This is a genomic window from Microcoleus sp. FACHB-68 (genome assembly GCF_014695715.1).
GTDB lineage: Bacteria > Cyanobacteriota > Cyanobacteriia > Cyanobacteriales > Oscillatoriaceae > FACHB-68.
The window spans coordinates 201,820-216,806 of the sequence record NZ_JACJOT010000003.1 but is presented as its reverse complement, the minus strand read 5'-3'; the positions used below and the strand labels follow the sequence as shown (position 1 = coordinate 216,806).

Sequence of the window (14,987 nt, the reverse complement as noted above, 5' to 3'; positions counted from 1 at the left end):
TTATCAAGCAACTATCGCTGTAGTGGCATAGCATTCGGTTCATATATGTTTAATTTAAGGCATACTTATTGAACCGAATGCTATGATCTCTGGGCTACTTTCCGAGAAAGGTTATCGGTGATTGCCGAGCATTCGATCTCGCAGATTTTTAATGCGATCTCGATACTTCGCCGCTTCCTCAAATTCCATTTTCTTCGCCGCTTCTTTCATCTGCGCTTCTAATTGGCCGATTAATTCAGGAATCTGCTCTAAAGAAAGCTCATCAGCCTGTTCGCAAGCGGTTTCCAACTGCTGGGAGTTGAGCCGGCGCGACAAATCCAAAAATGACAAAATGGCATTTCCTGATTTCTTGGCAATTGACTGCGGTGTAATTCCGTGCAGCTTATTATACGCGGTTTGAATTCCCCGCCGGCGATCCGTTTCGTCAATCGCTTTGATCATGCTGTCGGTGAGATTATCGGCATATAAAATCGCTTGTCCCTGCACATGACGCGCCGCCCGCCCGATGGTTTGAATGAGGGAACGCGCCGCCCGTAAAAATCCTTCTTTATCTGCATCCAAAATCGCCACGAGAGAAACTTCTGGCAAATCTAATCCTTCTCGCAGTAAATTGACGCCAATTAGCACGTCAAATTCACCCTCACGCAACGCTTGGAGAATCTCAATGCGCTCAATCGATTGAATTTCAGAATGCAGATACCGGACTTTAATTCCGCGCTCTTGGAGATATTCTGTCAAATCCTCCGCCATGCGCTTGGTTAAAGTTGTTACCAGCGTGCGTTCTTTCCGGTCAACTCGGTCTTTAATTTCTCCTAATAAATCATCTATTTGACCGGATGTTGGCCGCACAAAAATTTCTGGATCAATCACGCCGGTGGGCCGAATCACTTGCTCTGCTACATGACCTTCTGATTTTTCTATTTCCCAATCTCCGGGTGTAGCGGAAACAAAAATACACTGATTGACCTTTTCCCAAAATTCATCAGCTTTGAGGGGTCGATTATCGGCTGCGCTAGGAAGGCGAAATCCATGCTCAATTAACACTTTTTTACGCGCTTGGTCGCCATTATACATCGCCCGGATTTGTGGGACTGAAACGTGAGATTCATCAATCACGAGTAGCCAATCTTTCGGGAAATAATCAATTAAACATTCTGGGGGTTCACCGGCAATCCGCCCTGCTAAGTGACGAGAATAGTTTTCAACGCCATTGCAGTAACCCACTTCTCGCAACATCTCCAGATCGTAGCGGGCGCGTTGTTCTAAGCGCTGGGCTTCTAATAATTTCCCTTCTTTTTGCAATTCTTCCAGCCGTTCTTCTAGTTCCGACTCAATGGCTTGGCAAGCAATATCTAGGCGATCTTGTGGGGTAACAAAGTGACGCGCTGGGTAAATATTTAGGGCTTCTACGCTTTGCAAGATGTTGCCGGTTACGGGGTCAAGATAACGAATGGCGTCAATTTCATCGCCGAAAAACTCTACTCGAATAATTCGGTCTTCATAGGCAGGGCCAATTTCTAAAACATCGCCTTTAACCCGAAACCGCCCTCGACCTAAATCTAAATCGTTGCGCGTATATTGCACGCCGGCTAAGTCTCGCAGCAATTGACGTTGATTAACTTCATTTCCCACTTTTAAAGGGATAGAAGCTTTCAAATATTCAGAAGGGATTCCTAAGCCGTAAATGCAGCTAATTGAAGCAACGACAATCACATCCTGGCGCTCAAATAACGAACGAGTGGCTGAGTGCCTCAGCATATCAATTTCATCGTTAATTGAGGCGGTTTTTTCGATATAGGTGTCGGTGACAGGAATATAAGCTTCCGGTTGATAGTAGTCGTAGTAACTGACAAAGTATTCAACGGCATTGTTCGGGAAGAAATCCCGCAATTCGTTGCAGAGCTGGGCAGCCAGGGTTTTGTTGTGGGCGAGTACGAGGGTGGGTTTGCGGATTTGCTGAATCACTGAGGCGATCGAGAAGGTTTTGCCGGTGCCGGTGGCCCCTAGCAGGGTTTGATAGGGGTGGCCGGCTTGAATGCCCTTAACCAGTTGTGCGATGGCTTGCGGCTGGTCGCCGGTGGGTTGAAAGGGGGCTTGGAGATGAAATTGCACCATAACGTCTTTCGCAGTGGCTTCCAAATTGGATGTTAACACCGGCAGCCCGATACAGGGCCGGCTGGGAGAATGTTTTACTTAATATAGGCAAAGAAAGCATTTCAGGCCGGCAGACAAATTCAGATTCTGCTTTTATGAACTTTTTTAACAATTATCAAGCGTAAAAACTTTAATACAATCATTCTCTTATTTTAACAGAAAATTAATAAAAATTCCTGAATTTAATCAGCCTTCAGGTAGAGGGCTGGCTCAACTATATTGCTTAAGCTAAGAATAGACTTAATATTAAAGTTGCAACTTTCACTTAAGTTCAAAGCGCTCAAAAATAAGGAGAAAGCTTATGAGCATCCAAGAAAGAGCAAAAGTGGCTGGAGAGAACCTTGAAGGCAAAGCTCAAGAAGTGGTAGGTGAAATTACTTGCGATCCTCAAGATCGAGTTGAAGGTAAAGCCAAGGAACTTGATTTGCAAACTTGTCATGCTGCGGAAGAATTGAAAGAAGAGATCGACCACAAGCTGGACTAACTCTCATACTTTGACTGGAGGGTCTGGGTAACTCATTCGCTACCCAGACCCTTATTGTATTAAACAGAAGATTTAGAAGCTCAGCTAAAGCGCATTTGATTCGTGATTTATATCGGATGCAACCAAATCTCCCATTCCTCTCCCCTTATCCCGTTCAATCTGGACAAAAAAAATAAATGCGTAGCAGAGGAGGGCGGCTGCCGCTAAATCTCGAGCCTACAGCTTTAAAAAAACTTGATATCTTTAATTGATGGCTAACTTTAGCAGATGATTAGCAGAGATATTCTGCTTTTTCATTATCTTGTCCTGCAAACTCACAAGGAAACACGCGATCCCCAGCTATCCCCCAAGAGTCGGAGACAGCGTTTGTCTTGAATCCGCCTGCGGGTAGATGGCTTGATGAAGCTCAGCCAATACGATGAAAGTAGATAAAACAATATCAAACGAATACGGAGTAACAAAATGAGCTTAGAAGATAGAGCCAAAGCAACAGCCAGCAATCTTGAAGGCAAAGCTAAAGAAGCGCTGGGTGAAGTCACCGGCGATCCTCAAGATAAAGCTGAAGGCAAAATGAAACAAGCAGAAGGGCAAACCCGCCACGCTGGTGAAGATCTGAAAGATAAAGTCAAAGACACCATTGACAAGCTATAAGCCTTGCTGTCGAGGCCGGCTGGATAGCTCATTTCTTATCTAGCCCTTCGACTTTTTTTAGTGCTTTAAATACACGGTGGTCTAAAAGTCAATTTACAAACACAGTTTTAAGAGGAGGTTAATGTGGGTTTCTTTCAACAAATTCGGAAAGCTTTGATAGCGCTTGTTTTAGTATTAGTTCTCAGCACAGCAACAGCTTGTGGGGGAGCAACGACTGCCCAAAGTCCAACGAGTTTACCGGGCAACACCGGCAGCTTGGCTTATTCCCAATTAGAACGGGGTAATAGCGCAGCCGGTCAAGAGTTTGGTGCTTGGGTGGTGCAAACTGCCAAAGGACTGGTTCAAGATGCTTACGTGCGTGACGACAACAAGCTGGGTGTTGTAATTACACCGCAAGTAAATCCAAACGAAGTAAAAGATTTAGCGCGTTCCTTAGCCCAAGGCTTTCATCACAATTTCCCTAATCAGGATGTCAGCGTGTTAGTTTACGCCCCTGATAAGAAACTAATTTTGACAGCCAAGTACGATCAACAGTCAAACAAAATTGACTATAAAGCCGGCTAATGACAGGCAGTTTCAGACATTTTGAAAAGCGGATCAAGAAAGTTGCCGCAATTCATGGAAAGTTGATGTCTGAGCAAAAAACAATTGACTCAAAGCAGGAGAAAAATAAAATGAGTACAAGCGACCAATATAAACGCCATATCATGAGTGATTTGGCACAGGGCGATAGCGAAATGATGAGCGATGCCCCAACCCAAGATTACCAAAATTTTGACGATTTCGCTCAACGCTCAACGCCTAATGAGCGTCGCCAATTGTTCGGTAAGTCTCTTCAACACAGTAATATTCCTCCCAGCCAGTTGGAACCCGAACTGCAAAAAGCAATCGCACAAATTAAGCCCAACGAACGGGATGATGTTGCTCGCGAATTCTTCAAGCATTTGGAAAAGAGAGGTCTTAAGGACAAGCAGCTAGAGCAACAACTGGGACTTTCAACCCATCATGCCAGCCGCATGACTTCTGATGATGTTGCTAAACTAGCATCCTTTACCTATCACTCTCACCCCGATGTTTTCCAAGAAGTATTAGCGGATAAGCCAGATTTAATGAAATTCCTGGGCAATCCCCTCGTGGCTGCTATCGTGGGTGTAGTTGCCGCTAAGTGGTTGGGCAATCGTCACTAAGCTCAGCTTCCGAAGCGGTCAAAAAAAGTTGTTTTTCTGGGTATTTAAGGGAGATCATGAATGATCGCCCTTTTTTTATTGCCGGCATCCAATCCTCAAATTCATTTGCGTTTATCAGCGGTTAAAAAACAAATATTGTCGTGTCCGAAAAGCAGTAGAATTCTAACCACTGCGTGATGAACTTAAAGCATTGCGATCACTAATTTTGTTCAAAAGATCCGTAAAAGTTTTGTAATCAACCGGCTTGATCAAATATTCCGCCGCCCCCAGAGCAAATCCCTGATTTTTATCTTCCACAAACGTCAGCACAATCACCGGAATATCAGCCAGATTCGGATTGGCTTTAAGGGCTGAAAGTACCGCCCAGCCATCCATACGAGGCATCATCACATCCAGAATAATCGCATCTGGGCGCAATTCCTGTGCCAGTCGCAATCCCACCTCGCCACCTGCCGACGCCACCACGCGAAACCCTTGTTTAGTCAAGCAACGCGCAATCAGTTCTCGTGCGTCCGGATCATCATCAATCACCAGTACAGTAGTAGAAAGACTCAGAACACGGCTATCCCAAACTTGAGACTTCACTTCCGCATCACCCGGCTCAGTTTCTTCTTCAGTTTTCACTACCACCGGCAGGCGAATCGTAAAAGTAGAACCACAACCGGCTTCGCTTTTAACAGAAATTTCCCCGCCTTGCATTTGGCAAAATTTCTGAGTAATCGCAAGCCCTAAGCCGGTGCCTCCATAGGTGCGCGACATGGAGGCATCTGCTTGGGTGAATGGCTGGAAAAGATTCGCCATCTGTGCCGGCGTTATGCCAATGCCGGTGTCGCTGATAGAGAAAACAATGAACGATGAATCCTCAGTATCGCCCTCTTCTGCACTCACTGTCAGCGTAATTTTGCCCTGGTGAGTGAACTTAGCCGCATTACTAAGCAGATTGAAAAGTGATTGCCGCAGTTTCGTTAAGTCAGCATACATCGTGCCGAGGTTGTGGTCGCAATTGACCGTCAAAGTGTTACCATTTTTTGCAATCAAAGGCCGGAAACTCACCGCAATCTCATCAATTAAATCCGCTACATCAAACGTTTCTGGGCAAAGAATCATTCTGCCGGCTTCTATTTTCGAGATATCGAGAATATCGCCGATCATTGTTAGCAAGTGTTTTCCAGCGATGCAAATCCTATCGAGATCGGGTTGCATCTCCCCATAGCCTGAATCTATGGCTTCCTCTTGTAGCATCTCGCTGTAGCCAATAATGGCGTTGAGAGGCGTGCGTAACTCATGACTCATATTCGCCAAAAATGTGCTTTTGGCGCGGCTGGCAGCTTCGGCTGCGTCTTTAGCAGCTTGCAACTCAAGGCTACGTTCTTCAAGTTGCCGGCTTCGCACTTCTAAACCCTTAAGCAAGCTGCCTACTTGCTGAGCCATTGTATTTAAAGTTGAGGAAAGCAGCCCGATTTCATCCCCAGAAGTCACCGGCGATCGCACGTTCAAATCGCCACTCGACAGCAGTTGAGCCGTGTGCGTCACTTCAGCCAAGGCACGGGTAATCCGAGAGACGACAAGCAGCGCCACCGGCATCCCCACCACATTTAAAAGCAGCGCCAGCAGCAACAAAAACTGACTGTGATTTGCCGCTGCGCTCGCCTCTAGCACCAGCTTCCGCGCTGTCTCGTCATTTGCCACTGAGAGCGCTGCACTCGCGCTTTTGAGTTGCGTTGCGCTGATCCACCCAACCCACACCGCCAGCGAGGTGAGCATTCCCAGGGCGCTAAACAGCGCGATCAAGGAGGTGCGAATTCCTCCCCGGAACCTTCGGTTAGAAAATCCTGCCGCCCAGGGATAAAGTTTGAGGAACGGATCGGGGCACACCGGCTCTCCAGAATTCCAGATTTCCCCGATCAAACCATCTGCTCTCACCTTACCGACGCGCACAATTTTCCAAGTATGCTGGGTTTTGCCATCTATCTTAACAATGCCTCCCGGCGCGGCAAACTCGATATTTTTAGCAGCCGCCTTCACCTTCGCCACGTCTGTTGAACCCGCCTTCTCTACGGCTTGCTTCCACAGATAAACGCCCAAATATGCCGCCTCGATGGGGTCATCTGTGACGCGATTTTGACCGTATTTTTCCTTGTAAGCTTTGACAAACTGCCGGTTTTCTTCTGTCTCAATGGTTTGGAAATAGTTCCACACCACCAGATGTCCAGCAATATTTTCAGCCCCCATGTTTCGCACTTCTTCTTCTGCCAAACTCACAGACATCACCGGCAAGTCTTCGGCTGTGAAACCGGCTTCTCTCAACTTCTGGAAGAAAACGACATTACTATCGCCATTGAGACTGTTGACAATTGCATCGGGTTGTGAGGCTTGAATATGGGCGATTGTCGTGCTGAAATCTGTGCCGCCAAGGGGGATATAATCTTCTCCCGCCAACTCTCCCCCCTGTGCCGCCAATTGCGCTTTGATAACTTGGTTGGCGGTACGCGGAAAGATGTAATCTGAGCCAATCAGGTAAATTTTCCGCTTGCCCTGAGCGAATAAGTAATCCACCGCTGGAATAATTTGCTGGTTGGGCACAGCGCCGGTGTAGAAGACGTTTGGAGATTGCTCTAAACCTTCATACTGTACGGGGTAAAAGAGCAATCCATTCAACCCTTCAAACACCGGCAGCACGGCTTTGCGACTGGCAGAAGTCCAGCAGCCAAACACGACGGCTACCTGTTCCTGTTGCAGCAATTTCTTCGCCTTCTGGGCAAAGGTTTGCAAATCGCTCGCCCCATCCTCAATAATTGCTTCGAGCCGGCATCCTAAAACTCCGCCTGCGGCATTAATTTCATCAATTGCCAGCAAGGTAGCATCTTTCACGGAAATCTCACTGATCGACATGGTGCCGGTGAGGGAATGCAGCACGCCAATTTTAATCGGGGTAGTGCCGGTGTTCAGTTTCCGGGTAGGGTGAGTGCTGTTTGCTCCCATACGGTTTTCTATTAATTTTATGGCTCTAACCCTGAAATTTTAATTCAATCTCGCCAAATCTGGGTTTTAAAGCAATTTGCACAAATCTCTAAATCGAATATACAATCTAAAATTTAAAACCGAGAACTGACAGGTGAGCATTTATCGCTTACAGTCAATCCGTCAAACTGTTATGAAACGACTGCCGGCTCAGAGTAGACTTCTGATAAACGTAAATTTTTTGATTGCAAAGCTGTAGATGTTGGCCCAATCTGACGTGCCGGTATCCAAAAATAGAAAACTCGAATCAATATCCTTTCTAAGATAACGGCAAACCGGCAAGATGTCTGCACTCCACATTTAATCAAATGACTTAGGCTCGTCGGCTATCCTAAGATCGGTTAATTTACCCGGTTTCTATTCTATGACGAACCAATTATTTTACGGTGATAATCTTGAAATGCTGCGTCAGTTTATCCCAGATAACTCTGTAGATTTATGCTATATCGATCCGCCTTTTAACTCCAACCGCAGCTACTACCAACTTTATAACAACCAAGGAAATCAGTGGAAAACGCAAGCCTTTACAGATACTTGGGCTTGGGATGATTTCGCAGATGCCGGCTTTTCCCAGATCATTGATAATTATCAAAATAAATTTACAACTCAAACGATTGATTTAATGGCCGGCTTATCAAAAGTTCTAGGCAAAGGCAGCTTACTTGCTTATTTAGCCAGTATTACTCTGAGAGTTACTGAAATTCATCGTATTTTAAAGCCAACTGGGAGTTTTTACCTCCACTGCGATCCGACTGCCGGCCATTATCTTAAGCTACTGCTTGATGCCGTTTTTTGTCCTAGCGGTGGAGATTTTAAAAATGAAATCGTTTGGTGTTATTCAATTGGCGGTAAAAGCAATAAGAAATTTGCAAAAAAGCATGACATTATTTTTTTTTACACAAAAAGCGCTGAAAGATATACCTTTAATGAAAAAGCTGCATCAATTTGTAGAAAACCAAACTCTCACATGAAAGTTAGGACAGATGCAGCAGGCCGGCAATATCAACAAAAAACTGATAAAATCACAGGTAAATTATATAAATACTATTTAGATGAAGGAAAAATTGCTGAAGACTATTGGACAGACATCGAAACATTAAATCGGCAAGATAAAGAACGGTTAGGGTATCCAACCCAGAAACCAGAAGCGCTCTTAGAACGGATTATCAAAGTTAGCAGTAATGAAGGTGATGTTGTATTAGATGCTTACTGCGGTTGCGGGACAACTTTAGCCGTTGCTCAGCGCCTTAACCGGCAATGGATAGGAATCGATATTACCTATCAAAGCATTAGTCTGGTTCTTAAACGCCTTGAAAATTCTTTTGGCAGTCACATACTATCCCAAATTCAACTAATGGGTATTCCCAAAGATAGGGAATCGGCAATCGCACTGGCAAGCGATCAAAGCCATTGCCGGCGCAATGAATTTGACAAATGGGCGATTCTTACCTATTCAAATAACCAAGCGCTTATCCAAGAGAAAAAACGTTCCAACCAACGAATAGAAGGTGTTGTCTATTTTTTAGGAGAACATGGAGAATTTCATAAAATAATATTGCAATTTAAACAAAATAATATAAATTTTTCAGATATTGAAGAAATGCATGAAATTATAATAAGTCAAAAAGCTAGTCTGGTTATTTACATTGTCTTAAAAAAAAGTATTGCTCTTGTAGAAAAAGCTCAAACTTATGGATTTCATCATGATAAAACCAAGGGAAATAGTTACCCTCGCTTGCAACTTGTCACGATTCAAGAAATCTTGGAAGAAGGAAAGCGTCTTAAAATTCCTTAAAATGTCAGATTTATGAAATTTATCTAAAAAGTCGTCGAATAGGAATCGAATTAGATAAAATTGAATAGGTCAAATTGTAGTTGTACAATCTCTAAAATTATTCCAGGCCGGCTGCAAGATGCCAGTAAAGTATTAAGAATTGCCGCTCCCCAAGTCTAAAATCTAAAATCGATCCGAGGTTTTCTATGCGCCGGTTTTTCTTGAATAGCCTTGCTACCCTTCGCCTTACAGTTGGGCATTTATCCCGCCCTCAGCGCTCATTCTGGCTGGCTGGAGTGCTGGCAATCTCCCTATCCTTAATGAGTTGCACAGCCAACAAGCCGGCAGCCAAATCAACGCCGGCAGCAGATTCAGCGTTAAAAGCGCAAGTTTTACAGATCATTCGCGAAAACCCGCAAGTGGTTGTAGAGTCAGTTCAGGCGTACCAACAGCAACAACAGCAGCAGGTTCAGCAGGCACGCCAAACATTTTTGCAGCAAATGATCGTCAATCCTGCCTCAGTGATCGGGGATTCCCCCGCCACCGGCGCAGCGGATCGAAAAGTCGTACTCGTGGAGTTTTCAGACTTTCAATGTCCCTTTTGCTCCAAAGCTCACACAACTGTGAAGCAGTTTATGGACAAGCATAAGGATAAAGTCACGTTAACCTACAAGCATTTGCCCCTAACTCAGTTGCATCCAGAGGCGCTACCGGCTGCCAAAGCCGCATGGGCAGCACAGCAGCAGGGCAAATTTTGGGAGTATCACAGTGCCTTGTTTACCCAACAAGACAAGTTAGGCGAGCCGTTGTATGGAACAATTGCAAAAAACTTGAAACTTGATGAAGCTCGGTTCAACAAAGATCGTCAAAGCGCGGCTGCCGAGGCTGCCATTCAAAAAGATGTCCAACTCGCTGAAAGTTTGGGCATTTCTGGTACGCCTTTCTTTACCCTCAACGGCGAAACGCTTGCCGGTGCCATTGAGCTACCAGAATTAGAAAAAGCTTTAGAGCGCGTCGTCGGTGCAACTCCAGCACCGGCACAAACAGAGCAGCCGGCTGAACCCCAAACAGAAACCCCATAGAAAAGCATTCTCGTTCCCAGGTTTAGTCTGGGAACGAGACATTCAATTAAACTGCCGCCAATTCAGGGGTAGGACGCTTGCTATTGCGAATTCCCTCAATCGCTTCAGCATAATCCTTCGCTTTAAATACAGCAGAGCCGGCCACAATGGCATTGGCACCGGCTTCCAAAACCTGCCAAGTGTTATTGCCCTTCAAACCACCATCCACCTCAATCCACGGATCAAGTCCGCGCTCATTGCACATTTGGCGAAGCTTTTGAATCTTAGGCACCACAGCCGGGATAAAACTCTGACCCCCAAAGCCGGGGTTGACGCTCATAATCAGCACCAAATCGCAGACTTCGATCACATACTCAATCAACTCCAAAGGCGTAGAAGGATTGAGTACCACACCGGCTTGCTTGCCGAGTTCCCGAATTTGGCACAGCGTGCGGTGCAGGTGAGGCGAAGCGTTATGCTCTGCGTGAACCGAAATAATATCCGCGCCGGCTTTAGCAAAATCTTCAACGTACCTTTCTGGTTCCACAATCATCAAGTGGACATCCAGCGGCTTTGTAGTCACAGGACGAACGGCTTCCACAATCAGTGGCCCAATTGTAATATTAGGGACAAAGCGACCATCCATGACATCGATGTGAATCCAATCTGCCCCAGCCTTATCCACCGCTTGAATTTCTTCTCCTAGACGGCTGAAATCGGCTGATAAGATGGATGGAGCGATCACAATAGATTTGCTTGAGGGTGTTTGAGTCATGGCTGGCGGTGTCTCCTGCTTCCTGTGTGGTAATAAGTTTAACAAAATATTTATAGTTATCAGAATTGAGTGAATTACCTAACTTTAGAAATTTTTGGAAATGGCAGCCTTAAATCAGCGGCAGATTGTTAAAAAACTGGTGTGGACTGTTTGGAGTCTGGGCGCTGCCGGCTTATCTGTGCCGGTTTTAGCCCTAGAAACCTCAGTGGGAGAAGCCGGGATCGATGCCACTCGCTTACAGAACCCCCCCTATAACTTGCTCGGTCGCAAAATCGCCATTGGCCAAGTGGAAATAGGCCGGCCTGCCCAGTTTGGCATAGACAAAAAGATGTCCCAAAATACCGGGATTGCCGTGACGCGAGTTTTTCAAGGCAATAACCGGCCTAAATCAGATACCAATGTTGATCCCCACGCCCAAAGCGTTGCCGGTGTCATGATCGGCAATGCCAAAGCTCTGCGGGGAGTCGCGCCGGCAGCCAGACTTTACTCCTCATCTGCCATTAGTACGCGCACCAAAAACCGGCAGTTCCTCGAATGTTTAGCCACCCAGCACGTCGCCCAGCAAAATAGCGGTGACGTGCGAGCCATTAATTTTAGCTTTGGCGAACCCTTAACCCTTGATCCCCGACCTGATGCCGTCTTAGATGGCAATGCCCCACTCACTCAATGCATCGATTGGTCAGCCCGCGTCCACGATGTCCTTTATGTGATTGCCGGCAATCAAGGTAAAGGCGGAATTCCGATTCCCACGGATAACTTTAATGGCGTCAATGTTGCCTTTTCCAACCTCGATCAAGGAATATTTTCCAAAGTTGATGTCGCCAACTTGGGCAGCACATTTACAGGATTTGCCAGCCGGCTGGCCGGTTTAGAAGGAAATGTTGGAGATCGCCGGTCTATCAGTCTGGTGGCACCCGGTCGGGATATCTCCATGCTCAACCCAGACGGCAGTATCTCCCGCACCACCGGCACCAGTTTTGCGGCCCCTCACGTCACCGCTACGGTCGCTCTGCTGCAAGAATTCGGCGATCGTCAGCTCCGCAGCCGGCAGCCTCACTGGAGCCTAGATGCGCGACGCCAGGAAGTCATGAAAGTCGTGTTGCTCAACTCAGCAGAAAAAGTCAAAGACAGTGGCGACGGGCTGCTGCAAAATATGACCCGCACCGTCACAGACAAAGACAACCGCGACTGGTTAAACTCCGATGCCTACAAAGACCCAACGATTCCCCTGCACGCCCAAATCGGAACCGGACATCTTAACGCCTTCCGAGCTTACCAGCAGTTCAATCCGGGCCAGTGGAAGCCAGATGCTCCCGTACCAATAGTGGGATGGGATTATAACACAGTTAACGCAGTTTTAGACACTTCTGAGAACACTCAAAACTCGACACTCAAAACTGGGGATTCCTTCCGAGACTATAGGCTGAAGGAACCCTTAAAGCAGGGAAGTTTTGTCGCGATTACCTTAGCCTGGAACCGGCGGGTTGAGCTAGAGGATACCAACAAAAACGATCAGTATGATGAAGGGGAAGAATTTCGTGATCGCGGCTTGAACAACCTCGACCTTTACTTAATGCCAGAGGGTGAAAACGACATAGCAAAGAGCATCCGAGCCTCCATTAGTTCCGCAGACAGTGTGGAACACATTTTTTACCCCATTCCCCAAGCCGGTCGCTATAAGATCCGCGTGCAATTTCGCCAGCAAGTCAATGAAGCAACCCAACCCTATGCCCTCGCCTGGTGGACAGTGCCGGCACCCTAGTCATTTCTCATCGTCATTGACTCTTTGCTCACCACCGAAAATAAATGACAAAAAACAAAAAACCTAAAAGCCAAACGCAAGTTGAGAATATTTTTATGAAAAAAGACCCCGATCCATTTGACAATCCCCACACACAACATTTACATCTATATCTGTATTTAATTCCAGTGCTGGGCTTTTTTCCATCCCTCTGGACTTTGTCCCGGCGTCAGGGCAGCCGGGAACAGCTGGCAGCAAGTCGATTAGCCGTTACCTTAGCCCTAGTGTGGCTCTCGACTTACATTTTGTTAGAAACAGGAGCCAAATCTTCGGAAACCTTGACGCTTCCCCTGTTAATAATAAGTAGCGTCCTGACCTCTAGCTATTTTGTGGTCAGTATTGGCTTAATGATTCGTCTGTGGAAACGCCAGCCTGTATGGTTGCCGTGGTTCAGCCGGATGGGCGATCGTCTCCCTTAGAACCTAGAGGCTAGGAACTAGGAAGAGGGCGTGGGTACAGAGCATTTTTAAGAGAGTGGAAAGTCGGTCTACAAAAGTGCGGACTTGCCAAAGCGCCCCTCTCCCTCTCTCCCCCTATCCCCCTATCCCCTTCTCCCCCTAACCGCTAGCCCCTAGCCCCTAGCCCCTATTTTTGTGTGTGAGGAATAAGCGTGCCAGCTCAGAACATACCCAATCAGCATTCAACCGGGGAAGCCGCCTCTAATAGCCCCATGCCCAAATCCATTGAAGTAACCCGTGGACATTGGCTGTGGCTGGGGCTGGGCTTGACGGGTGTGGCCATGTTGTCGGCTACAGCAGGTGCACTGCTAGCTGTGTCGCTCTCAAGTACGCCGCTAATGCAAAGCCGGCTTAGTGCTGAGGATGCGGCAGTGTTTAGCCAAGGCGAACGCATCTCAACTTCAATGAGTATGCAGATGCCACAACTGACCCGCTCAGTCAATATTCTCATTCTCGGCACCAAAGTGCTGACTTCAGACCTCGAAGACGACAAGCAGCAGAATCAGCTGGGGTATCACGCCCTGGTGAACTCCTTGGACGGTCTTACAGATAGCAATCTGTTGGTGCGGTTTAGCCCAGAAAACCACAAGTTAGCTGTACTTTCAATTCCTCGCGATACGCGAACCTTTGTTGAGGGAGTTGGCCTCACCAAGATTAACGAAGCGAATTATTATGGTGGGCCGGCGCTGAGTGCGAAGACAATCAGTGACCTCTTGGGAGGCATCGGCATTGACCGCTATATCCGAGTGAATGTCCAGGCAGTCGAAAAATTAGTCGATGCTTTGGGGGGTGTGACGGTCTACGTTCCCAAGGACATGAAATATCAGGATGACAGCCAGCATTTATACATTAATCTGAAAGCCGGCAAACAAAAGCTCAACGGCAATCAAGCGCTGCAATTTATGCGCTTTCGCTACGATGACATGGGAGATATTGGTCGGATTCAGCGGCAGCAGATCCTGATGAGAGCTTTGATGGAACAGACTTTAAGCCCAGCCACGGTGGTTCGACTGCCCAAAATTCTCTCCGTGATCCAAGAATACATTGACACCAACTTGACGATTGAGGAGTTGGTGGCTTTAGTGGGTTTTGCCTCCCAAACTCAGCGGGCGAATGTCCAGATGTTGATGGTGCCCGGTGAATTCAGCGAGGCAAAAGACTTTCAAGCGAGTTACTGGTTGCCTAGCTATGAGGGGATCGATGCTCTGGTAACGCAGCACTTTGATATGAACCAGGACTCTGCCGGCTTCCAAGCCATTGAACCAAGCCGAATTAGGGTGGCAATTCAAGATAGCACCGGCCAAGATAGCGCAGTCGATGCGTTAATCACAAACCTGCGTGAGGCCGGCTATCGGAATGTGGATATAGCCAAGCCTTGGACTGAACCGCTACAAGTGACGCGCATCGTGGCTCAATCTGGAGATATGGAGAGTGCAAAATCCCTGCGCGACTCTCTCGGATTTGGAGAAGTGCGGGTGGAAAGCACCGGCAGTCTGCGTTCAGATATCACGATCCAACTGGGCCAGGATTGGCTGACCCAGCAAGATCAAATCAAACCCGGTCAAAATTGGTAAGTCAAGCGTCCTTTGTCAGTGTGCCAATGACAAAGGACGCCAAACCA

Annotated in this window: 12 protein-coding genes; 9 read left to right on the top strand and 3 right to left on the bottom strand. The window is 46.9% G+C overall.

Going from position 1 to position 14,987, the window contains the following annotated elements; all coding sequences use genetic code 11:
• Positions 1-111 precede the first annotated feature (111 nt).
• Positions 112-2,115 carry an excinuclease ABC subunit UvrB gene (uvrB, locus tag H6F73_RS03340; RefSeq protein ID WP_190757497.1) on the bottom strand — a complete coding sequence of 668 codons (2,004 nt, stop codon included), beginning with the start codon at positions 2,113-2,115 and terminating at the stop codon, positions 112-114.
• A 340-nt stretch (positions 2,116-2,455) separates the two neighbouring features.
• Between uvrB and H6F73_RS03335 the strand changes: the two genes are divergently transcribed.
• The 4 genes from H6F73_RS03335 (at position 2,456) to H6F73_RS03320 (ending at position 4,476) form a co-directional block, all read left to right on the top strand.
• Positions 2,456-2,638, top strand: coding sequence for a CsbD family protein (locus H6F73_RS03335; protein ID WP_190757393.1), 183 nt, complete (start codon positions 2,456-2,458; stop codon positions 2,636-2,638).
• 462 nt (positions 2,639-3,100) lie between these two features.
• On the top strand, positions 3,101-3,289 hold the full coding sequence (locus H6F73_RS03330; RefSeq protein WP_190757392.1) for a CsbD family protein: 189 nt from the start codon (positions 3,101-3,103) through the stop codon (positions 3,287-3,289).
• Between the two features lie 123 nt (positions 3,290-3,412).
• Positions 3,413-3,853 carry a hypothetical protein gene (locus tag H6F73_RS03325; RefSeq protein ID WP_190757391.1) on the top strand — a complete coding sequence of 147 codons (441 nt, stop codon included), beginning with the start codon at positions 3,413-3,415 and terminating at the stop codon, positions 3,851-3,853.
• Between the two features lie 110 nt (positions 3,854-3,963).
• Positions 3,964-4,476 (top strand): hypothetical protein, encoded by a 513-nt coding sequence (locus tag H6F73_RS03320; RefSeq protein ID WP_190757390.1) that lies wholly within the window; start codon positions 3,964-3,966, stop codon positions 4,474-4,476.
• A gap of 162 nt (positions 4,477-4,638) precedes the next feature.
• Here the strand turns inward: H6F73_RS03320 and urtA are convergent, their stop codons facing one another.
• Entirely contained in the window at positions 4,639-7,458 is a 2,820-nt protein-coding gene (urtA, locus tag H6F73_RS03315; protein WP_190757389.1) for an urea ABC transporter substrate-binding protein, read from the bottom strand.
• A 403-nt stretch (positions 7,459-7,861) separates the two neighbouring features.
• Between urtA and H6F73_RS03310 the strand changes: the two genes are divergently transcribed.
• Together H6F73_RS03310 and H6F73_RS03305 are read left to right on the top strand one after the other, a co-directional pair.
• Positions 7,862-9,292, top strand: a complete 1,431-nt coding sequence (locus H6F73_RS03310; protein ID WP_190757388.1) for a site-specific DNA-methyltransferase — start codon at positions 7,862-7,864, stop codon at positions 9,290-9,292.
• Between the two features lie 299 nt (positions 9,293-9,591).
• A complete protein-coding gene (locus H6F73_RS03305) occupies positions 9,592-10,353 on the top strand; it encodes a thioredoxin domain-containing protein (RefSeq protein ID WP_190757496.1) in 762 nt (253 codons plus the stop codon).
• Positions 10,354-10,399: 46 nt separating this feature from the next.
• Here H6F73_RS03305 and rpe read toward each other — a convergent pair whose 3' ends face one another.
• Positions 10,400-11,107, bottom strand: a complete 708-nt coding sequence (gene rpe, locus H6F73_RS03300) for a ribulose-phosphate 3-epimerase (protein ID WP_190757387.1) — start codon at positions 11,105-11,107, stop codon at positions 10,400-10,402.
• A 100-nt stretch (positions 11,108-11,207) separates the two neighbouring features.
• On the opposite strand from rpe, the gene H6F73_RS03295 reads away from it, so the two are divergent.
• The 3 genes from H6F73_RS03295 (at position 11,208) to H6F73_RS03285 (ending at position 14,940) form a co-directional block, all read left to right on the top strand.
• On the top strand, positions 11,208-12,869 hold the full coding sequence (locus H6F73_RS03295) for a S8 family serine peptidase (protein WP_199330387.1): 1,662 nt from the start codon (positions 11,208-11,210) through the stop codon (positions 12,867-12,869).
• A 44-nt stretch (positions 12,870-12,913) separates the two neighbouring features.
• Positions 12,914-13,327 carry a hypothetical protein gene (locus tag H6F73_RS03290; protein ID WP_347239464.1) on the top strand — a complete coding sequence of 138 codons (414 nt, stop codon included), beginning with the start codon at positions 12,914-12,916 and terminating at the stop codon, positions 13,325-13,327.
• Positions 13,328-13,578: 251 nt separating this feature from the next.
• The gene (locus H6F73_RS03285) at positions 13,579-14,940 is read left to right on the top strand and encodes an LCP family protein (RefSeq protein ID WP_190757494.1); all 1,362 of its coding nucleotides are present in this window, start codon (positions 13,579-13,581) and stop codon (positions 14,938-14,940) included.
• Positions 14,941-14,987: the final 47 nt, after the last annotated feature.

Coding starts and splice junctions, on each gene's coding strand:
- H6F73_RS03290 (WP_347239464.1), top strand. CDS start 12,914: ATGACAAAAAACAAAAAACCTAAAAGCCAAACGCAAGTTGAGAATATT.
- H6F73_RS03320 (WP_190757390.1), top strand. CDS start 3,964: ATGAGTACAAGCGACCAATATAAACGCCATATCATGAGTGATTTGGCA.
- urtA (WP_190757389.1), bottom strand. CDS start 7,458: ATGGGAGCAAACAGCACTCACCCTACCCGGAAACTGAACACCGGCACT.
- H6F73_RS03335 (WP_190757393.1), top strand. CDS start 2,456: ATGAGCATCCAAGAAAGAGCAAAAGTGGCTGGAGAGAACCTTGAAGGC.
- H6F73_RS03330 (WP_190757392.1), top strand. CDS start 3,101: ATGAGCTTAGAAGATAGAGCCAAAGCAACAGCCAGCAATCTTGAAGGC.
- H6F73_RS03305 (WP_190757496.1), top strand. CDS start 9,592: ATGAGTTGCACAGCCAACAAGCCGGCAGCCAAATCAACGCCGGCAGCA.
- rpe (WP_190757387.1), bottom strand. CDS start 11,107: ATGACTCAAACACCCTCAAGCAAATCTATTGTGATCGCTCCATCCATC.
- H6F73_RS03285 (WP_190757494.1), top strand. CDS start 13,579: ATGCCCAAATCCATTGAAGTAACCCGTGGACATTGGCTGTGGCTGGGG.
- uvrB (WP_190757497.1), bottom strand. CDS start 2,115: ATGGTGCAATTTCATCTCCAAGCCCCCTTTCAACCCACCGGCGACCAG.
- H6F73_RS03310 (WP_190757388.1), top strand. CDS start 7,862: ATGACGAACCAATTATTTTACGGTGATAATCTTGAAATGCTGCGTCAG.
- H6F73_RS03295 (WP_199330387.1), top strand. CDS start 11,208: ATGGCAGCCTTAAATCAGCGGCAGATTGTTAAAAAACTGGTGTGGACT.